Below are 20,564 nucleotides of genomic sequence, written 5' to 3' on the forward strand. Positions count from 1 at the left end.
TGGTAAAAAGTGCGGTATGAAATAAAAAAATTTAGCCACCAATAAATTTAACTTGAAATCCTTTTTGCTCAAGTAACTGTTTAATTAACGGACGTTTATCACCTTGTATTTCAATACAGTGATTTTTTATAGCACCGCCACAAGCACAGCGTTTTTTTAATTCCGTTGCGAGAGATTTTAATTCGCTTTCAGTTAAATCTAATCCTGAAATAACACAGACCGCACTTCCTTTACGACCACTTACTTGCCGTTGAATGCGAACAATGCCATCGCCTTTGGCTTTTTCTGGCGGTGTAGGCACTGTTTTTATTCGCCCCACTTCTGTTGAATAAACTAATTCAGATTCGCTCATTTTAATTCAGCAATTGATTGGTTAATAGCTCGTAAAACTTGTGCTGGATTATCGGCTTGAGTAATTGGGCGACCAATAACCAAATAATCCGCTCCCGCTTGAATGGCTGCTGGTGGGGTCATCACACGGCGTTGATCGCCTAAATCAGAACCAACAGGACGAATACCTGGCGTGACAAGTTTGAAATCTTTACCGCAATGGTTACGTAAAATTTCCACTTCTTGCGGTGAACAAACTACGCCGTCAAGCCCTGCACGTTGGGTTAAATGTGCAAGACGGATCACTTGTTCCATTGGTGAAGCGTTAATGCCAATTTGCAATAAGTCTAAATCTTCCATACTAGTTAGCACGGTAACACCGATTAATAAAGGTGCATCTTTACCATAAGGCTGTAAAATTTGTTTGGCTTGTTCCATCATTGCTAGCCCACCGCTGGCGTGTAAATCCACCATCCATACGCCTAAATCTGCTGCAGAACGCACCGCTCTTGCAACAGTGTTTGGAATGTCGTGAAATTTTAAATCTAAAAAAACATCAAATTGCCGTTGGTGTAGGCATTTAATAAATTCCGTTCCTAAGGTGGTAAACATTTCTTTACCCACTTTTAGGCAACATAAGCTTGGATCAATTTGATCAACTAATGCTAAAGCCTGTGCTTCTTTTTCGTAATCCAATGCAACGATGATTTTATTATTCATATTTTTTCCTTTTTTGGCTGTTTAGGACTTGTTTTGTTTAATTATTGTTCGGCTATTGTTTAATTATCTTTCATTGGTATGATCGTTTCCCAACTGCGACAAGATGGGCAATACCAAGTTAATTTGTGCGTTTGATAACCGCAATTTGTGCAACGATAATCAAAGCCTTGTTTAATTTTTGCTCCAACAATGTTATGCAATAAAATAAGGCTCTCTTTTTCTTTTCCTTCGCCAGCATTATCAATTTGATACTGAATAAAACGGTAAAAAACAACTGTACTCGGATTCTGTTTAAGCTGGTGGTATAACTTAGTTTGTGCTGCTACAATGCCATATTTTTCTGCCACTAAATCTGCCAAGGCTAAATCTACCGCACTATTTTTAGTCATTTGAGTAGCCCGAATTAAAAATAATTCAAAATTTTCAAGTTGGTTTAATTCATCATAAGCATATTTTAGCATAGCTAGCACTTCGCCTACGTAATCTGCATTTTGTGCTAATACATTTTCTAAATTTTTGACCGCACTTTGATAATCCAATCGCAACATATAAGCTTGCGCTAATAAGATAGATGCTCTGACACAGTTAGAATAAATCTTTAATGCGATAGTGAGTAATTCAATAGACTTATTTTCTTGTTGTGGCGGTAGAGTTAAGGCATATTCACAATAATAATGAGCAAGGGGGCATGGATCAGTATCTGGTGCTATTTTTGCTAATTTTTCTGCAACATTAATGGCTTTTTTCCATTCTTTTGTTTTTTGATAAATGACGGCAAGTTGTTGTAAGGCATTTTTAGCAAATTCGGGTTCATCAATTAACACAATATAAAGAGCTTCTGCTCGATCATAAAAGCCGACAGCCATAAAATCTTTTGCTAGCTGTTGTTTCACTAATAATTTTTGTTCAAAACTATAATGCGGACTGCGATCAATTGTTTGGTGAATGCGTAACGCTCGATCAACTTCACCACGAGATCGAAAAAGATTGCCAAGGGTGAGTTCTGCTTCAAATTGCGATGTGCGTTCAAGATCATTTTCGGTTTCTTGTTTTTGTAAAATATTCAAAAACAAATCCACCGCTTTTTGTGGTTCATTAGATAACAACAAATTAACCCCCGTGACGTAATCTCGAGATAATTTGTTGCTTATATCTTCCTGATCTTTTTTAGCACTACGATGTCCCATATACCAACCATATGCGGCGGCAATGGGCAAAAGCAGGAAGAGTAATTCAAGCATTATACAGCCTTATTCTTAGCTGCACTTAACTCATTAATTAGTACAGTTTGACGTTTAACTTTACGAGAAAGGGCAAGATTTTTCAATTTTAATTTTAAATAGAAAAATCCTGTAATTAACCAGCCTAAAATTAGACCTAAACCAAATAAAACAGCGACCAGAGTTGAAAGCTGAACTTGATTTTGTGCGATAATATAATTGAAAGTGATAACTTGATCATTATTAGCCCCAACGGTGATGGCAATCAAAATAACAGCAAGTAAAATAACAAAAGCAAGAATATATTTAATCATGATTACTCTCCTAAATAGGCTTTATTGTTCTCATTATGCCAAAAATAAATATAAAAAACGACACTAAAGTGCCGTTTTTTCAGTTAGTCAAATATTAAGCATGAATATTCACGCGTTCTCTCAATAATTTTCCTGCTTTAAAGTGCGGTACCGCTTTTGCGGATAATTTCACTTGTTCGCCTGTTTTTGGATTGCGTCCTATTCTCGGTTGACGAAAATGAAGCGTGAAACTACCGAATCCTCGAATTTCAATGCGTCTGCCACGTTCTAACGCTAGCGACATTTGTTCTAAAATTTCTTTCACTAAAACTTCTACTTCTCTTGCTGAAAGAGATTTACTTTTTCGTGCTAAGTTTTCAATAAGTTCTGACTTATTCATAATATTCTCCTAACTTGTCAATGTCAGCGTAGCTAGACTTGACGCTACGCCGACTTTACAGGGAATTTTTTAATTATTCACCTTTAGCTGCTTTGAACGCTTCAGCCATTGCATTAGGAATAGCAACTTCTTCTTGCTTATTCAAGCTTGCTACCGCTGCTGCTTCTTCTGCTTGATCTTTCGCTTTAACAGACAAATGAACAAGACGAGCTTTACGATCTACACCTGTGTATTTCGCTTCAACTACATCGCCTGCTGCAACTTCGCTAGTCAAATCAGCTGCACGGATATAACCTTCCACGCCACCTTCTAATTCAACTTTCGCACCTTTGTTGTCAGCTTCAACAACTTTAGCAGAAATTACTGCACCTCTTTTGTTTACTGCAACAAAGTTATTAAACGGATCTTCTTCAAGTTGTTTGATACCTAAAGAAATACGCTCTTTAGCAGAATCCACTTGTAACACGATTGCTGATACTTCGTCGCCTTTTTTGTATTGACGAACAGCTTCTTCACCTGGTAAATTCCAAGAAATATCAGATAAGTGAACTAAACCGTCAATTCCACCTTCAAGACCGATGAAAATACCGAAGTCTGTAATAGATTTGATTTTACCTGAAACTTTGTCACCTTTGTTGTGAGTTTCTGCAAATTGTAACCATGGATTTGGTTTGCATTGTTTCAAGCCTAATGAAATACGACGACGTTCTTCATCAATTTCTAATACCATTACTTCAACTTCATCACCTAAGTTAACTACTTTAGATGGGTGAATATTTTTGTTTGTCCAATCCATTTCTGAAACGTGAACTAAACCTTCAACACCTTCTAAAATTTCAACAAAACAGCCGTAATCAGTTAAGTTAGTTACTTTACCTGTTAATTTGCTGTTCACTGGATGATTTTCAGCAATCGCCACCCAAGGATCTTGACCTAATTGTTTTAAGCCTAAAGATACACGAGAACGATCTCTGTCGAATTTTAATACTTTAACTGTGATTTCATCACCGACATTAACGATTTCACTTGGATGTTTAACACGTTTCCAAGCCATATCTGTGATGTGTAATAAACCATCAACACCACCTAAATCAACAAACGCACCGTATTCAGTTAAGTTTTTAACTGTACCTTTAACTTCTGAACCTTCTACTAGGTTAGCTAGGATTTCTTCACGGTCTTGACTATTTTCAGATTCAATCACCGCACGACGAGAAACTACTACGTTGTTGCGTTTTTGATCAAGTTTGATGACTTTAAATTCTAATTCTTTACCTTCAAGGTGTAGAGTGTCTCTTACTGGACGAGTATCCACTAATGAACCTGGTAAGAATGCACGTACACCGTTTAACTCAACTGTGAAACCACCTTTCACTTTACCGTTGATTAAACCGATAACAGTTGCCTGTTCTTCGTATGCTTTTTCTAATTCAATCCAAGACTCGTGACGAACTGCTTTTTCACGTGAAAGTTTAGTTTCACCGAAACCATCTTCCACCGCATCTAATACTACGTTTACTAGATCGCCTACTTGAACTTCTAATTCGCCTTGAGCGTTTTGAAATTCTTCCGCAGGAATACGAGATTCAGATTTTAAACCAGCATCAACATACACATAGCCTTTTTCAATAGCTACTACTGTACCGTTAACAATTGAACCTAAACGAGTTTCAAGGTCTTTTAATGATTCTTCAAAAAGTTGAGCAAAAGATTCTGACATAATTAATCTTCTAAATTTAAGTTAATAACGACCACTTTCATTCCAGCAAAAGTGGGGCTGATAATAAATGTTCATTCTTCCTTGAATAAACGGAAAAATTTAGCAAAAATGCACCGCTCTTAGTTAATCTTAATTGTTTAACTTCCCTTTGATATAACTCAAGGCTTGAGTTATCACTTCGTCAATGCTCATTGTTGTACTATCTAACAATAAAGCATCTTCTGCGGGCTTCAATGGAGCAAGAGTTCGATTGCGATCACGAAAATCGCGTTCTTTTATCTCGGCTAAAATCTGTGCAAAGTTACCATCAATTCCTTTATTTTGCAACTGTTTTAAGCGTCTTTTTGCTCTTTCTTCTGCACTTGCATCTAAAAATAATTTTACTTGTGCATTTGGAAAGACTACTGTTCCCATATCTCGTCCATCAGCAATTAAGCCTTTTTGGCTAGCAAAACTCCGTTGTAATGCGAGAAGTGCGGTGCGAACTTGCGGAAAAACAGCCACTTGTGATGCAGCCTCTGCGACAGCTTGAGTGCGAATTTGATTACTCACATTTTCACTATCTAACAAAATTTCCACTTCACCATTTTGTGGTAAAAATACTAGTTTTAGGTGTTGTGCCAATTCCGCAAGGGCTTTTTCGTCATCAAGTGCAATCTGTTGTTTTAGTGCTGCTAAAGCGGTGACACGATAAATTGCACCACTATCTAATAAAGCAAAGCCCAGTTTTTGTGCTAACGCATAGCAAAGTGTTCCTTTCCCTGTTCCACTTGGTCCATCAACAGTAATAATGACGTTTTTCATGTGTTCACCTTTTGCTAAAAAAGCGGTTATTTGTTCTGCTAGTTGTTGATACATTTCGTAACGTTTACGATACATCGAGCGTTTTTTGCTTTGTATTTGCTCTAACGGTTTTTGTTCAATTTCGGTAGGTATTAACCAGTAACCGTTGTTAGCTAAATTTGCTTGATTCTCTTGCCAAAATTCATCGTAATTGAACAATAATCTTGAATTATCATTCCAGCGATACTTTGCTTGTTTTTTATGCGGTATGCCGTACAGTTCACAATTTAATATTTGGCTTAACAACTTGAACGCATTCAATAACATAAACATTGGACGTACACCATGTAAGCTTTTCGTTGCATTACGAACCGTTTGTTGAGCTTGATCGTGATTTGGACCTTGAATAGAGGCGATCAATAACGCTGTTGGTGACAAAAAACAGAAAGAAGCATGATAAATGCTCTGCCCTTGCTGATCTACAATATTCAGTGAGAAAAACCCTTCAAGCGGATCAACTTGATTTATATTTAAATATAAATTTAACTCTTCTGTTAATGTTGCTAGCAATAATTTTTCTTGTTCAACCAGTTTTTTAATTTTAGTTTGTGGAAGATGACGTTCTGCTACTGTAAAAGAAGTAATTATCGTTTCTAATCGTTGCTGAGCATGAAAACTTCGATCACAAAACTTGGTAAGCAATCCATTAAAACGATAAGGGTGGCGAATAAACACTTTCTGCCAAAGTTGATGTTCAGCCAAAAAACCGCCTAGTTGCTTTAACTGTTTAGCATGTAACATTCGCCGTGCTTGGTAGCGTAAATATTCTCGCAATCGCTTTAATGCCCTTTTTTCATGAGGATACATGCTGTTAAAAGTTGTCAAAGAATATAAGTCAAACATGAGATTTGTTAAATATAAACTACAAAATAATGGCGTTATTATACCTGTTATTTACTAAAGTATTAACTATTAATTATTGGTAAGGTGAATGCAAAACCGCACTTTATTTTGTTAAAGTGCGGTCATTTTTAGTAGATTTTGTGCAAGTTATTTTTTGCTAAGTTGCGGTAACATGGTTTCATTACCAACTGTAAGTAAACCTGAATGAGTATAAATACCCAATTTGTCACGAGTATCAATAATATCAAGATTACGCATAGTAAGTTGCCCAATTCGATCTGCAGGATCAAAAGGAGCATTTTCTACTTTTTCCATACTCAAACGCTCAGGGTGATAAGTCATATTCGGTGAAACAGTATTTAAAATCGAATAATCGTTTCCACGACGCAATTCTAAAGTAACTTCACCTGTCACTGCTTTTGCAACCCAACGTTGTGCTGTTTCACGCAACATTAAGGCTTGTGGATCAAACCAGCGACCTTGATATAATAAACGTCCTAAACGTAAGCCGTTAATACGATATTGTTCAATTGTATCTTCATTGTGAATCGCTGTGATTAAGCGTTCATAAGCGATATGTAATAATGCCATGCCTGGTGCTTCATAAATACCACGACTTTTTGCTTCAATGATACGGTTTTCAATTTGATCTGACATGCCTAAACCGTGACGACCACCAATTTTATTAGCTTCTAAGAATAAATCTACCGCACTTGCAAAGGTTTTTCCATTTAATGCAACAGGAACACCTTCTTCAAATCTTACTGTTATTTCTTCCGCTTTAATCGCCACATCTTCTTTCCAAAATGCAACGCCCATTATTGGTTTAACAATGCGAATTCCGCTGTTTAAAAATTCGAGATCTTTAGCTTCATGTGTCGCACCAAGCATGTTGGAATCTGTAGAATAGGCTTTTTCTACTGACATTTTATAATCAAAGCCATTGGCAATGAGAAATTCGGACATTTCTTGACGACCGCCAAGTTCGTCAATAAAACGATTATCGAGCCAAGGTTTATAAATACGCAAACTTGGATTAGTTAATAATCCATAGCGGTAAAAACGTTCAATATCATTGCCTTTAAAAGTACTACCATCACCCCAAATATTAACGTCATCTTCTTTCATTGCTGAAACTAACATTGTTCCAGTTACCGCACGACCTAATGGCGTAGTGTTAAAATAGGTTACCCCACCTGTAGAAATATGAAATGCTCCACATTGAATAGCCGCAATACCTTCATGAGCTAATTGATTGCGGCAATCAATTAAACGTGCTTTTTCTGCACCGTATTCCATTGCTTTACGTGGAATAGCGTTGTAATCTTCTTCATCAGGTTGCCCTAAATTTGCGGTATAAGCGTAAGGCACTGCCCCCTTTTGACGCATCCAAAGCAATGCGGCACTTGTATCTAATCCACCAGAAAAAGCAATTCCAACTTTTTCGCCTACAGGAAGTTGTTGCAAAATTGTGTTCGACATAAATGACCTTCTAATTTAATTTGTTATTGTTTAAAAATGCACAGATAAAACGGCTCATTATCAACTAAAATTAGCGTAAAATCTACCGCACTTTTATTGAAATTCCTATTTAGTTAATAAATCTAACGCTTCTTGGTATTTTGCTACAGTTTTTTCAATAATTTCTTTTGGCACGGCAGGTGCTGGCGGTTCTTTATTCCAACCACTATTTTCTAACCAATCACGAATAAATTGTTTATCAAATGATGGTGGATTTGTCCCCTCTCGGTAAGTTTTTACTGACCAAAAACGACTTGAATCGGGCGTAAGTAATTCGTCCATTAAGGTGAGCGTGCCATTTTCATCTAAGCCAAATTCAAATTTAGTATCGCAAATAATGATACCTTTGGTTAACGCATATTCTGCGGCGGCTTGATAAAGTGCGGTGGATTTTTCTCTAATTTCCGCAGCGAGTTGTTTACCTATCTGTTTTTCACATTCTGCATAGCTAATGTTGACATCATGATCGCCCACCTCTGCTTTCACCGATGGTGTGAAAATAGGTTCGGGCAATTTACTCGCTTCTACTAATCCTGTTGGTAAAGCCAAGCCACAAATTGAGCCTGTTTTGTTATAATCTTTTAATCCACTTCCTGTCAAATAGCCACGTACGATAGCTTCAATTTTAATTGGCTTTAATCGTTTGCACACTACGGCACGATTTTTGATCATTTCTGCTTGTTGTTGCGATAAGACATCAAAAACACTGTCACCTGTGAAATGATTTGGCATAATATGAGCTAATTTTTTGAACCAAAAATTTGAAATTTGAGTCAAAATTTCTCCCTTACTTGGAATAGGATCATCTAAAATTACATCAAAAGCAGAAAGTCGATCTGTGGCAACCATTAACATACGTTTGTCATCAATTTCATAAAGATCTCGTACTTTACCTGAGTAAATTTTGTTTAAACTGAGTTGCGTCATTTTTACACCTTGCACTATTAAATAAAAAAGTAATGAGATATTGTACCGCACTTTTTAGTAAAAAATCACGCAAACGTTTGCTATTTTTAAAGATTTTTTCTTCTTCCGTAAAGTGATTGAGAAAATAGCTATTTTAAGGCACAATAAAAGATTATTAAATTTAATCAACCATTGTTATTATGTCTTTCAACGATTACCCACAGCAAGTCAATAAACGTCGCACTTTTGCGATCATTTCTCACCCCGATGCAGGGAAAACGACCATCACTGAAAAAGTGTTACTTTATGGTAATGCAATTCAAAAAGCTGGTTCTGTTAAAGGGAAAGGTTCTACCCAACACGCGAAATCTGACTGGATGGAAATGGAAAAACAACGGGGCATTTCAATTACGACTTCAGTTATGCAATTTCCTTATAATGATTGTCTAGTGAATCTCTTAGATACACCAGGACATGAGGATTTTTCAGAAGATACTTACCGCACTTTAACTGCGGTGGATAGCTGTTTGATGGTCATTGACAGTGCTAAAGGGGTGGAAGATCGAACCATTAAATTAATGGAAGTAACTCGCTTAAGAGATACGCCGATTTTAACTTTTATGAATAAGTTAGATCGTGATATTCGTGATCCAATGGAGTTGCTTGATGAAGTCGAAAACATACTCAAAATTCATTGTGCACCTATTACTTGGCCTATTGGTTGTGGGAAATTGTTTAAAGGCGTGTATCATCTCTATAAAGATGAAACGTATTTATATCAAACAGGGCAAGGTCATCGTATTCAAGATGTTAGAGTGATTAAGGGCTTGAATAATCCTGAATTAGATCAATACGTTGGCTCAGACTTAGCACAACAATTAAGAGATGAATTAGAATTAGTGCAAGGTGCATCTAATCCATTTGATCTTGATTTATTTTTACAAGGGGAATTAACCCCTGTCTTTTTCGGTACGGCTTTAGGTAATTTTGGCGTGGATCATTTTCTAGATGGATTAACGCAATGGTCGCCTGTACCACAAGCTCGCCAAGCAGATACTAGAGTAGTAGAAAGTGCGGAACAAAAATTCACTGGTTTTGTGTTTAAAATTCAAGCTAATATGGATCCTAAACATCGTGACCGAGTTGCGTTCATGCGAGTTGTGTCGGGTAAATATGAAAAAGGAATGAAACTACGTCATGTCAGAATTGGTAAAGATGTCGTAATTTCCGATGCTCTAACTTTTATGGCTGGAGATCGTTCTCATGCAGAAGAAGCCTATGCAGGTGATATTATTGGATTGCATAATCATGGCACTATTCAAATTGGCGATACTTTCACGCAAGGAGAAGAATTAAAATTTACGGGAATTCCAAATTTTGCACCTGAGTTATTTCGTCGCATTCGTCTTAAAGATCCGCTCAAACAAAAACAATTGCTGAAAGGATTAGTACAACTTTCCGAAGAAGGTGCTGTGCAAGTTTTTCGCCCACTTTCCAACAATGATTTAATTGTAGGTGCGGTGGGGATATTGCAATTTGACGTTGTGGTTTCACGTTTAAAAACGGAATATAACGTAGAAGCTATCTATGAAAATGTCAATGTTGCTACTGCACGTTGGGTAACTTGTACGGATAACAAAAAGCTTGAAGAATTTAAACGTAAAAATGAACAAAATCTCGCTTTAGACGGTGGTGATAATCTCACTTATATTGCCCCTACTATGGTGAATTTAAATCTCACTCAAGAACGTTATCCTGACGTGAGTTTCTTTAAAACGAGAGAACATTGATAAAAATAAACCGCACTTTTTAACCTCTGTCAAAGTGCGGTTTTATTTTTCATTATTTTAAATTAACTCTGCGTTTGAATCTTTTTAATAATATTGCTCGTCGAACAACCATCTTCAAAATTGAGAATTTTCACTTCACCACCGTTTTCCCATACTTCTTTGCTGCCTGCAATTTCCTCAGGTTTGTAGTCGCCACCTTTTACTAAAAAGTCAGGTAAAATTTCTCCAATTAAACGTTGCGGAGTATCTTCTTCAAAGGGAACAAGCCAATCTACTGAAGATAATCCTGCTAATACTGCCATTCTTGCGGCTAAATGATTAATTGGTCGAGTTTCTCCTTTTAAACGCTTCACTGAATGATCACTGTTTACTGCTACGATCAGGCGGTCTCCCAACTTGCGAGCTTTTTCTAAATAGGAAACGTGTCCTGGATGTAAAATGTCAAAACAACCATTCGTCATCACTATTTTTTCACCTCTCGCTTTAGCTAATTGTACGGCAGTTTTAAGCTCAGATTCAGACATGATTCCAAAACCACTTGCATTGCGATTATGGATTGCATTTTCTAATTCAACACTAGAAACTGTTGATGTCCCTAACTTACCTACTACTACTCCAGCTGCTGCATTCGCTAAATAACAAGCCTCTTCAAAACTTCGCCCATCAGCTAATGCGATAGCTAGCACACTAATGACTGTATCTCCTGCTCCTGTCACATCAAACACTTCTTTTGCTTGTGTCGGCAAATGGAATGGCGGTAAACTTGGTCGCAATAAAGTCATGCCCTTTTCTGAACGTGTTACTAACAACGCAGTCAAATTAATTTGCTCGATTAATTTTAACCCTTTTGTTACGATTTCTTCTTCATCATGACATTTACCTACAACCGCTTCAAACTCAGACATATTTGGCGTTAATAAAGTTGCTCCACGATAGCGTTGAAAATCCGTACCTTTAGGATCAATCAACACTGGCACGCCAACTTGACGAGCAACTTGAATCATCTGCTGCACTTGATTTAATGTGCCTTTTCCGTAGTCAGACAAAATTAATGCTCCGTAATTTTGTACCGCACTTTGTAGTTTTTTAATCAATTCATCACTTTGAACATTTTGAAAATCTTCTTCAAAATCAAGACGTAATAGCTGTTGATGACGAGATAAAATACGTAATTTAGTAATAGTTGGGTGAGTCTCTAATTTTGTAAAATCACAGTCAATATTATACTGTTCTAGTAAATTTGATAGCGTTGTACCTGCTTCATCTTTCCCTGTAAAACCTAACAAACGAACAGGAACATTTAAACTCGCAATATTCATCGCTACGTTTGCCGCTCCGCCAGCTCGATTTTCATGCTCTTGCACTCTTACTACTGGCACGGGTGCTTCTGGAGAAATGCGATTAGTCGCACCAAACCAATATCGATCTAACATTACATCGCCTAAAACTAATACTTTCGCTTGTGGAAATTGTGCTGAATACTGAGACATGTTTATTCCTCTTATTTGGAAATTTTGCACATTCTACCATAGCTCAAAAAAAAAAGCCTTTTCTCTATGGAGGAAAGGCTCTGTTAAAAAATCAAAATAATTAAAATTTATTTTTTCTTCGCTTTTGGATTCGGTAAATCTGTTACAGATCCTTCAAACACTTCAGCAGCAAGACCAACAGATTCATGTAAAGTCGGGTGTGCGTGAATCGTTAATGCAAGATCTTCTGCATCACAACCTATTTCAATTGCTAAACCAATTTCACCTAAGAGTTCGCCTCCATTTGTTCCTACAATTGCTCCGCCAATAATACGATGTGTATTTTTGTCAAAGATCAATTTAGTCATTCCATCAGCACAGTCTGAAGCAATTGCTCGACCAGAAGCCGCCCAAGGGAATTTGGCTACTTCATAGTTGATACCTTCCGCCTTACATTCTTTTTCAGTTCTACCTACCCAAGCTACTTCAGGTTCAGTATAAGCAATTGACGGGATCACTTTTGGATCAAAATAATGTTTTTTTCCTGCGATGACTTCTGCTGCAACATGCCCTTCATGCACACCTTTGTGAGCGAGCATTGGCTGACCGACAATATCACCAATAGCAAAAATATGAGGTACATTAGTACGCATTTGTTTATCTGTGCGAATGAAACCACGTTCATCTACTTCCACGCCAGCTACTTGAGCATCAATCATTTTTCCATTTGGTGTGCGACCAATCGCAACTAATACTGCGTCATAACGGCGAGTTTCTGTACCTGATTTGCTTTCCATTGATACATAAATACCATCTTCTTTTGCTTCAACCGCAGTTACTTTCGTTTCTAAAAGCAAACTAAACTTTTTCTCAATACGTTTAGTGTAAATTTGCACCATGTCTTTATCCGCAGCAGGAATAACTTGATCAAACATTTCTACTACATCAACTTTAGATCCTAAAGCATGATATACTGTTCCCATCTCCAAGCCGATAATGCCACCGCCCATAATTAATAGGTTTTGCGGTACTTCTTTTAACGCAAGTGCATCTGTCGAGTCCCAGATACGAGGATCTTCATGTGGTATGAATGGTAATTGAATTGGACGTGAACCCGCCGCAATAATCGCATTATCAAAATGAATTGTGGTTTCACCCTCTTCACCAGCGACTATAATCGTATTTGGACTTGAAAATTTACCAAAACCGTTCACTACTTGAACTTTACGCATTTTCGCCATACCAGCTAAACCGCCTGTTAACTGAGTAATTACTTTTTCTTTCCAACCACGAATTTTCTCAACGTCTGTATTTGGTTCACCAAATACGATACCGTGTGCAGCTAAGGCTTTTGCTTCTTCAATTACTTTTGCTACGTGTAACAAAGCTTTAGATGGGATACAACCTACATTTAAACATACACCGCCCAACGTAGAATGACGTTCAACTATGACGGTTTCTAAACCAAGATCCGCACAACGAAACGCTGCAGAATAGCCAGCAGGACCTGCACCAAGTACAACAACCTGAGTTTTGATTTCTTTATTCATTTTTACCTCGTTTACCGATTAAAAATTGGGCGATTCGCACCGCACTTTAGAATTTGCAAAAAGTGCTTTTCCAACAAGAAAAAGCACTCAATTTCCGTTACATAATTAAACGACGAAGATCGCTTAATACGCCATTAATATAGGTAATAAATCTTGCACCATCAGCACCATCAATCACTCGATGATCATACGATAATGATAGTGGTAACATTAAACGAGGTGTAAATTCTTTACCATTCCATACAGGTGTCATTTCAGATTTCGATACACCTAAAATAGCGACTTCAGGAGCATTCACTATCGGAGTGAAATGTGTTCCGCCAATACCACCAAGACTTGAAATAGTAAAACAACCACCTTGCATATCTGATGCGGTTAATTTACCTGCTCGAGCCTTTTTCGAAATTTCTGCCAACTCACGAGAAAGCTCAATTACACCTTTTTTATTTACATCGCGGAATACAGGTACAACTAAACCATTTGGCGTATCTACTGCAACACCAATATTAATATACTTTTTCAAAGTTAAACGCTGACCATCTTCAGATAGTGAACTGTTAAAACGTGGATAAGCTTCTAATGCTTTTGCAGCTGCTTTCATAATAAACACTAATGGAGTGATTTTTACATCCAGTTTTTGTTTTTCTGCTAACACATTTTGCTGTTTGCGGAAAGCTTCTAATTCTGTAATATCTGCTTTATCCCATTGAGTGACATGAGGTATCATCACCCAGTTACGATGTAAATTAGCACCCGAAATTTTTTGAATACGTCCTAATTCTACTTCTTCAGTCTCACCAAATTTACTGAAATCTACTTTCGGCCAAGGTAATAAGCCTAAGCCCGCTCCATTTGCGACAGCTGTACTTGGTTGTGCTGATACACTACCACTTTCTACTGCTTTAATTGCAGCTTTTACATAAGCCTGTACATCTTCTTTAAGAATGCGTCCTTTACGACCAGTGCCTTTTATCTTATCAAGATTTACCCCAAATTCACGGGCTAAACGACGAACTACAGGGGTCGCATGAGCAAAAGTTTTACTTGATGTTATTTCACTTTGATCTGCCACTTGTGTACTTGTTGATGTGGTTGGTGCTGGTTTTTCCACCGCACTTTGAATTTCAGGAACGGAAGCAGGAGCAGATGTAGCACTTACGACTTCAAACTTCATAATCAATGAGCCCGTTGAAACTTTATCACCAGATTTCACTAAAATTTCTTTTACTACACCAGCAAAAGGTGAAGGGACTTCCATTGAAGCTTTGTCACCCTCAACTGTAATCAAAGATTGTTCTTTTGTTACTGAATCACCTACTTTTACCATAATCTCAGTAACATTTACTTCATCACCACCAATATCAGGCACATTAACATCTTTCACTGCTAATGAAGTTGAAATAGATGAATTTGATGATACAACTGATTTTTCCTCTGCAGTTTGCTCTGTTGTGACTAGACCCGCAACTTCAAATTTCATTACTAATGATCCTGTTGAAACTTTATCGCCAACTTTGATTAAAATCTCTTTCACAACACCTGCTGTTGGTGCAGGAATTTCCATTGAAGTTTTATCACCTTCAACGTTCAAGATAGATTGATCTGCAACAACACTGTCACCTACTTTCACCATGATTTCAGTAACATTAACTTCATCGCTCCCAATGTCAGGCACGCTAATTTCTACTACAGAAGCTACCGCACTTTGTATAGAAGCTACAGACTCAGATTGTTCTGTAGCACTTTCTTGTCGTTCTTCTAGCACAAACATTGGTGTACCAGTAGAGACTTTATCCCCTACTTTTACTAACACGTTTTTAATTACTCCAGCTACTGGGGAAGGGACTTCCATTGAAGCTTTATCGCCTTCTACATTAATCACTGATTGTTCCACTTCAACGCTGTCACCTGCTTTTATCATCACTTCAGTAACAGTCACTTCATCTCCACCAATGTCTGGAATTTGAATTTCTTTTGACATGCTTTTGCCCTTATTTTTTCGTCGATCAACGTTAAAATATTGTCTCAAATTCACCGCACTTGCTTGTATTATTAAAATTTGAGACAACTGTCATTTCAATTTATGCTCAATTACCTATAGCATTATGCGTAAAGTGGATTCATTTTTTCTGCATCAATACCATATTTTTCAATAGCTTGAGCTACAACTTTAGTATCCACAGCTCCCTGTTTTGCTAACTCTGTTAATGCTGCAACTACTACATAATGAGCATTTACTTCAAAGTGTTCACGTAAATTCTCACGACTATCAGAACGACCAAATCCGTCAGTACCTAGCACACGATAGCTTTGTGCAGGTACATAAGCACGTACTTGATCAGCATAGAGTTTTACATAGTCAGTCGCAGCTACTGCTGGAAACTCGTTCATAACTTGAGCAATATAAGGAACTTTAGCTTTTTCCATTGGGTGTAATAAATTCCAACGATCAACATCTGCACCGTCACGGGCTAATTCAGTGAATGAAGTCACACTGTAAACATCTGAACTTACACCAAAATCATTCGCTAATAATTTAGCTGCTTCACGTACATGACGTAAGATCGAACCAGAACCCAATAATTGTACTCTTGCTTTGTCTTGTCCTGTCACTGTTTCAAACTTATAAATCCCTTTGCGAATCCCCTCTTCTGCACCTTTTGGCATTGCTGGTTGATCGTAGGTTTCATTCAAAGTTGTAATATAGTAATAAACATTTTCTTGTTCAGGACCATACATGCGACGAACACCATCTTGTACAATAACAGGTACTTCAAAAGCAAATGCTGGATCATAGGAAATACAATTTGGCACTACCGCAGACTGAATATGACTATGACCATCTTCATGCTGTAGCCCTTCTCCATTTAATGTCGTACGACCTGATGTACCACCGATCATAAAACCGCGTGCTTGTTGATCGCCTGCTGCCCACATTAGATCGCCAACACGTTGGAAACCAAACATAGAGTAATAAACAAAGAATGGAATCATCGGTACATTGTTGGTTGAATAGGATGTAGCCGCTGCTAACCAAGATGCTGTAGCCCCTTGTTCATTAATTCCCTCTTGCAATACTTGACCATCAACTGCTTCACGATAATAAGAAACTTGCTCGCGATCTTGTGGAGTATAATTTTGACCGTGCGGATTATAAATTCCCACTTGACGGAATAGCCCTTCCATACCAAAAGTACGAGCTTCATCAGCAATGATTGGAACAATATGTTTACCAATAGATTTATCTTTAAGTAACACATTTAAGGTTCTTACAAAGGACATTGTTGTTGAAATTGGACGATTTTGAGCTTCAAGCAATGATGCAAAATCATCTAGAGTTGGCACTTCAAACGGATAATCAAAACGTGGTAAACGACTTGGTAAGTAACCGTTTAAAGCTTGGCGATGTTCATGCAAATATTTATATTCTTCAGAATCTTTTTCAAATTTAATATAAGGTAATTTTTCAATTTCATCATCGGTAATGGATAAACAGAAACGATCACGCACATGTTTAACGCCTGACATATCCATTTTTTTAACTTGGTGAGCAATATTTTTACCTTCCGCAGCTTCTCCCATACCGTAACCTTTAATAGTTTTCATTAAAAGCACTACTGGTTTTTCTTTTACTTGTTTTGCTTTGTTAAAGGCTGCAAATACTTTTAATGGATCATGTCCACCACGATTTAATGCCCAAATTTCATCATCAGTCATTTCAGCTACAAGTGCTGCTGTTTCAGGATAACGACCAAAGAAATGTTGACGCACATAAGCTCCATCTTTTGATTTGAAAGTTTGATAATCACCATCAACTACTTCCATCATTAATTGTAATAAGCGACCTGTGGTATCACGCTGTAATAAACGATCCCAGCGACGTCCCCAAATTACTTTGATAACTTCCCAACCTGCACCGTTAAACATACCTTCAAGTTCTTGGATAATTTTACCATTACCACTAACAGGACCATCTAAACGTTGTAAATTACAGTTAATAACAAAAATTAAGTTATCTAATTTTTCACGTGCAGCAAAAGCTATTGCACCACGAGATTCTACTTCATCCATTTCGCCATCACCTAAGAAAGCATAAACGGTTTGATCAGAAGTATCTTTTAAGCCTCGATTATGTAAATATTTTAAGAAACGTGCTTGATAAATTGCATTCAATGGTCCTAACCCCATTGATACTGTTGGGAATTGCCAAAACTCTGGCATTAATTTCGGATGCGGATAAGAAGAGATACCTTTACCATCCACTTCTTGACGGAAATTATCTAGTTGTTGCTCAGTCAAACGTCCTTCTAAAAATGCACGAGCATAAATTCCTGGCGAAATATGTCCTTGAAAATAAACTAAATCACCACCGTTTTTTTCGGTACGAGCTTTAAAGAAATGGTTAAAACAGACTTCATAAATAGTTGCTGAAGACTGAAATGAAGACATATGACCACCTAACTCTAAGTCTTTTTTAGATGCTCTTAATACCATCATTATAGCATTCCAGCGAATGGCACCACGAATGCGGCGTTCTAAATCTAAATTACCAGGATAATTTGGTTCTTCTGAGGCTGGAATGGTATTGATGTAGTCAGTTGTTACGCCTGTAGGTAACGATACTGAGTTTGCTCTTGCACATTGCATTAATTGCTCAATAATAAATTGTGCTCTTTCAACACCTTCCTCACGAATGACTGAGTCAATTGCCAATAACCATTCATTAGTCTCGACTGGATCTACGTCATACTTAACCATATCTGACATAGTTTTTTCCTTACTTTGTTAAGTTAAAATTCAGCTTGAATTTGCTATATTGACAAAAACAAGCAACGGATAAATAACTAAAAAATTGTAATTAGATTAAATTAGTTGCTATTTTATAGCACTTCCAACAACATTACAAATATTTAACAATTTTAATAAATATTATTAGATTTTTTTAAAAAAAGATAGTAATTTTTTAATAAGAATGATCATCTAATTACAGATAAGAATTGACTTTGTAGAAATAAAAAAGCCCGTCTGAAACGAGCTTTTTAACAAAAACAAGCGGCTATTTTTTCAATAGGTCTCTAATTTCCGCCAATAGTTTCTCTTCATTTGATGGTTCAATCGGTGCAGGTTCTGGAGTTGGTTCTTCAGCTGGTTTTTTCAACTTATTAAGTGCTTTTATCATTAAGAAAATTGCAAAAGCAATAATAATAAAATCAAATACATTTTGAATAAAAGCACCGTAATTTAAAGTAACTGCAGGTATATCGCCAACTGCATCTTTTAGTACAATATGCAAATCTTTGAAATCAACACCACCTGTTAAAATACCTAAAACAGGCATAACTACATCACCGACAAGGGAACTCACAATTTTACCGAAAGCACCACCAATGATAACCCCCACAGCCATATCTACAACATTACCACGCATGGCAAACTGTTTAAACTCTTGAATAAAACTCATAAAATTCTCCTTTTTAATAAAGCTGATACAGAGTTATTCTAGAAAAGGGGACGTTGTAAGTATATTTATTTTACATTTAATTACATATAATTACAAAATCATAACAATACTATAATTAAATAAAAAAAGCACTCGGTTGGAATAATTTTTCAATCTCTGATATATGTTTTTTATCCGACACATATACTATGACATGATCATATTCTTGGATAATCACGTTTTTTCGAGCAATTAGTACTTCACCATCACGTAAAACCGCACCAATAATGACCCCCATAGGTAATTTCAGTTCAGCAATTTTACGTCCCACAACATTAGATGTGCTACTTTCACCATGTATAATAATTTCTAAGGCTTCTGCCCCGCCATGTCGTAACGATACTACAGTGGCTATATCACCTTTTCGAATATGTCCTAACAATGCAGAAATTGTTGCTTGTTGAGGTGAAATCGCATTATCAATTGTTCCGCCTTGAATTAAATTAATGTATGCCATTCTTTGAATCAGTACCATCGCTTTTTTAGCACCTAATCGTTTTGCCAAAAGAGCGGACATAATATTTGCTTCATCATCACTAGTTAAAGAAAGAAAAACATCAATATTTTCAATATGTTCCTCAAATAATAAGGATTCATCCGAAGCATCGCCACAAAATACTAATGTTTTAGCTAAATGCTCAGCAAACATAGCTGCTCTTTCAGCATTACGCTCAATTAATTTTACTGTACATTGATCTTCAAGGGCTTTTGCCACCCCAATCCCTATATTGCCACCACCAATAATCATAATTTTTTTATAAGGTTTCTCAAGGCGTTGTAACTCACTCATTACAGCTTTAATGTTAATAGTCTCGCAAATGAACGTTACTTCATCGCCTGCTTCAATAATAGTTGAACCTTGTGGGCGAATCACTTTACCTTGACGTAAAATAGACACAACACGGCAATCTATGTGAGGCATATGATCTTTTAAAGCCGATAATGCATAGCCAACTAAAGGACCTCCATAATAAGCTTTTGTTACGACAATACTTATTTTTCCATTTGCAAAATGTGAGACCTGTAAAGCACCTGGATAATCAATCAAACGAGTGATTTCATCTGTTACTAATTTCTCAGGAGAAATAATGTGATCAATAGGAATAACATCAGGGTGAAATAATTTATCTCGTTCTCTTAAATATTCTGCATTTCGAATACGAGCTATTTTTGTCGGTGTATTAAATAATGTATAAGCAACTTGGCAGGAAACAATATTGGTTTCATCAGAACTCGTTACTGCAACTAATAAGTCAGCATTAGCCGCACCTGCTTCTCGCAAAATTTTTGGTGAAGACGCATTTCCTTTAATTACTCTTAAATCATGTTTATCTTGTAAAAAGGCTAAACGATCATATTTATTATCAATTAATGTAATATCATTATCTTCACTAACAAGATTTTCTGCTAAAGTCGTGCCAACTTGTCCAGCACCTAAGATAATTATTTTCATTTCACT

The 20,564-nt window shown here is 36.8% G+C and carries 16 protein-coding genes and 1 pseudogene; 1 reads left to right on the plus strand and 16 read right to left on the minus strand.

Going from position 1 to position 20,564, the window contains the following annotated elements; genetic code table 11:
* Nucleotides 1–31: 31 nt before the first annotated feature.
* The 10 genes and pseudogenes from yciH to ACFQ02_RS01870 form a co-directional block, all read right to left on the minus strand.
* A complete protein-coding gene (yciH, locus tag ACFQ02_RS01825) occupies nt 32–352 on the minus strand; it encodes a stress response translation initiation inhibitor YciH (RefSeq protein WP_380818549.1) in 321 nt (106 codons plus the stop codon).
* Nucleotides 349–1,050, minus strand: coding sequence for an orotidine-5'-phosphate decarboxylase (pyrF, locus tag ACFQ02_RS01830; protein ID WP_380818551.1), 702 nt, complete (start codon nt 1,048–1,050; stop codon nt 349–351). Before pyrF ends, yciH begins: the two co-directional genes overlap by 4 nt.
* Before the next feature lie 59 nt (nt 1,051–1,109).
* Entirely contained in the window at nt 1,110–2,291 is a 1,182-nt protein-coding gene (gene lapB / locus ACFQ02_RS01835) for a lipopolysaccharide assembly protein LapB (RefSeq protein ID WP_380818553.1), read from the minus strand.
* Nucleotides 2,291–2,584 carry a LapA family protein gene (locus ACFQ02_RS01840; protein ID WP_380818555.1) on the minus strand — a complete coding sequence of 98 codons (294 nt, stop codon included), beginning with the start codon at nt 2,582–2,584 and terminating at the stop codon, nt 2,291–2,293. Before ACFQ02_RS01840 ends, lapB begins: the two co-directional genes overlap by 1 nt.
* Nucleotides 2,585–2,678: 94 nt before the next feature.
* A complete protein-coding gene (locus ACFQ02_RS01845; RefSeq protein WP_380818557.1) occupies nt 2,679–2,963 on the minus strand; it encodes an integration host factor subunit beta in 285 nt (94 codons plus the stop codon).
* 73 nt (nt 2,964–3,036) lie between these two features.
* Nucleotides 3,037–4,683: a 30S ribosomal protein S1 gene (rpsA, locus tag ACFQ02_RS01850; protein WP_380818559.1), complete on the minus strand. Its 1,647-nt coding sequence runs from the start codon at nt 4,681–4,683 to the stop codon at nt 3,037–3,039.
* Nucleotides 4,684–4,812: 129 nt separating this feature from the next.
* Nucleotides 4,813–5,487: a (d)CMP kinase gene (gene cmk, locus ACFQ02_RS01855; RefSeq protein ID WP_380818916.1), complete on the minus strand. Its 675-nt coding sequence runs from the start codon at nt 5,485–5,487 to the stop codon at nt 4,813–4,815.
* Between the two features lie 12 nt (nt 5,488–5,499).
* Nucleotides 5,500–6,369: pseudogene (locus tag ACFQ02_RS01860) on the minus strand (VirK/YbjX family protein); the annotation flags it as partial.
* A 147-nt stretch (nt 6,370–6,516) separates the two neighbouring features.
* Entirely contained in the window at nt 6,517–7,851 is a 1,335-nt protein-coding gene (gene argG, locus ACFQ02_RS01865) for an argininosuccinate synthase (RefSeq protein ID WP_380818561.1), read from the minus strand.
* 105 nt (nt 7,852–7,956) lie between these two features.
* On the minus strand, nt 7,957–8,817 hold the full coding sequence (locus ACFQ02_RS01870; protein WP_380818563.1) for a phosphoribosylaminoimidazolesuccinocarboxamide synthase: 861 nt from the start codon (nt 8,815–8,817) through the stop codon (nt 7,957–7,959).
* A gap of 179 nt (nt 8,818–8,996) precedes the next feature.
* Here ACFQ02_RS01870 and prfC point away from each other — a divergent pair, with 179 nt between their 5' ends.
* The gene (gene prfC, locus ACFQ02_RS01875) at nt 8,997–10,586 is read left to right on the plus strand and encodes a peptide chain release factor 3 (RefSeq protein ID WP_380818565.1); all 1,590 of its coding nucleotides are present in this window, start codon (nt 8,997–8,999) and stop codon (nt 10,584–10,586) included.
* A gap of 62 nt (nt 10,587–10,648) precedes the next feature.
* Here the strand turns inward: prfC and hldE are convergent, their stop codons facing one another.
* The 6 genes from hldE to trkA form a co-directional block, all read right to left on the minus strand.
* On the minus strand, nt 10,649–12,076 hold the full coding sequence (hldE, locus tag ACFQ02_RS01880; RefSeq protein WP_380818567.1) for a bifunctional D-glycero-beta-D-manno-heptose-7-phosphate kinase/D-glycero-beta-D-manno-heptose 1-phosphate adenylyltransferase HldE: 1,428 nt from the start codon (nt 12,074–12,076) through the stop codon (nt 10,649–10,651).
* Between the two features lie 107 nt (nt 12,077–12,183).
* Nucleotides 12,184–13,605 carry a dihydrolipoyl dehydrogenase gene (gene lpdA / locus ACFQ02_RS01885; RefSeq protein ID WP_380818569.1) on the minus strand — a complete coding sequence of 474 codons (1,422 nt, stop codon included), beginning with the start codon at nt 13,603–13,605 and terminating at the stop codon, nt 12,184–12,186.
* Between the two features lie 97 nt (nt 13,606–13,702).
* On the minus strand, nt 13,703–15,586 hold the full coding sequence (gene aceF / locus ACFQ02_RS01890) for a pyruvate dehydrogenase complex dihydrolipoyllysine-residue acetyltransferase (RefSeq protein ID WP_380818571.1): 1,884 nt from the start codon (nt 15,584–15,586) through the stop codon (nt 13,703–13,705).
* Between the two features lie 122 nt (nt 15,587–15,708).
* Complete coding sequence (gene aceE, locus ACFQ02_RS01895) at nt 15,709–18,372, minus strand: pyruvate dehydrogenase (acetyl-transferring), homodimeric type (protein ID WP_380818573.1); 2,664 nt, start codon at nt 18,370–18,372, stop codon at nt 15,709–15,711.
* A gap of 289 nt (nt 18,373–18,661) precedes the next feature.
* Nucleotides 18,662–19,066: a large-conductance mechanosensitive channel protein MscL gene (gene mscL, locus ACFQ02_RS01900; protein ID WP_380818575.1), complete on the minus strand. Its 405-nt coding sequence runs from the start codon at nt 19,064–19,066 to the stop codon at nt 18,662–18,664.
* A 115-nt stretch (nt 19,067–19,181) separates the two neighbouring features.
* Nucleotides 19,182–20,558, minus strand: a complete 1,377-nt coding sequence (gene trkA / locus ACFQ02_RS01905) for a Trk system potassium transporter TrkA (RefSeq protein ID WP_380818578.1) — start codon at nt 20,556–20,558, stop codon at nt 19,182–19,184.
* Between the last annotated feature and the right edge of the window lie 6 nt (nt 20,559–20,564).

Origin of the sequence: Seminibacterium arietis (assembly GCF_042675725.1) — a bacterium.
Classification (GTDB): Bacteria; Pseudomonadota; Gammaproteobacteria; order Enterobacterales; family Pasteurellaceae; genus Seminibacterium; species Seminibacterium arietis.

Bases quoted from the DNA above. Each gene is read 5' to 3' on its own strand.
- yciH (WP_380818549.1), bottom strand. From the start codon at position 352: ATGAGCGAATCTGAATTAGTTTATTCAACAGAAGTGGGGCGAATAAAA.
- pyrF (WP_380818551.1), bottom strand. From the start codon at position 1,050: ATGAATAATAAAATCATCGTTGCATTGGATTACGAAAAAGAAGCACAG.
- lapB (WP_380818553.1), bottom strand. From the start codon at position 2,291: ATGCTTGAATTACTCTTCCTGCTTTTGCCCATTGCCGCCGCATATGGT.
- ACFQ02_RS01840 (WP_380818555.1), bottom strand. From the start codon at position 2,584: ATGATTAAATATATTCTTGCTTTTGTTATTTTACTTGCTGTTATTTTG.
- ACFQ02_RS01845 (WP_380818557.1), bottom strand. From the start codon at position 2,963: ATGAATAAGTCAGAACTTATTGAAAACTTAGCACGAAAAAGTAAATCT.
- rpsA (WP_380818559.1), bottom strand. From the start codon at position 4,683: ATGTCAGAATCTTTTGCTCAACTTTTTGAAGAATCATTAAAAGACCTT.
- cmk (WP_380818916.1), bottom strand. From the start codon at position 5,487: ATGAAAAACGTCATTATTACTGTTGATGGACCAAGTGGAACAGGGAAA.
- argG (WP_380818561.1), bottom strand. From the start codon at position 7,851: ATGTCGAACACAATTTTGCAACAACTTCCTGTAGGCGAAAAAGTTGGA.
- ACFQ02_RS01870 (WP_380818563.1), bottom strand. From the start codon at position 8,817: ATGACGCAACTCAGTTTAAACAAAATTTACTCAGGTAAAGTACGAGAT.
- prfC (WP_380818565.1), top strand. From the start codon at position 8,997: ATGTCTTTCAACGATTACCCACAGCAAGTCAATAAACGTCGCACTTTT.
- hldE (WP_380818567.1), bottom strand. From the start codon at position 12,076: ATGTCTCAGTATTCAGCACAATTTCCACAAGCGAAAGTATTAGTTTTA.
- lpdA (WP_380818569.1), bottom strand. From the start codon at position 13,605: ATGAATAAAGAAATCAAAACTCAGGTTGTTGTACTTGGTGCAGGTCCT.
- aceF (WP_380818571.1), bottom strand. From the start codon at position 15,586: ATGTCAAAAGAAATTCAAATTCCAGACATTGGTGGAGATGAAGTGACT.
- aceE (WP_380818573.1), bottom strand. From the start codon at position 18,372: ATGTCAGATATGGTTAAGTATGACGTAGATCCAGTCGAGACTAATGAA.
- mscL (WP_380818575.1), bottom strand. From the start codon at position 19,066: ATGAGTTTTATTCAAGAGTTTAAACAGTTTGCCATGCGTGGTAATGTT.
- trkA (WP_380818578.1), bottom strand. From the start codon at position 20,558: ATGAAAATAATTATCTTAGGTGCTGGACAAGTTGGCACGACTTTAGCA.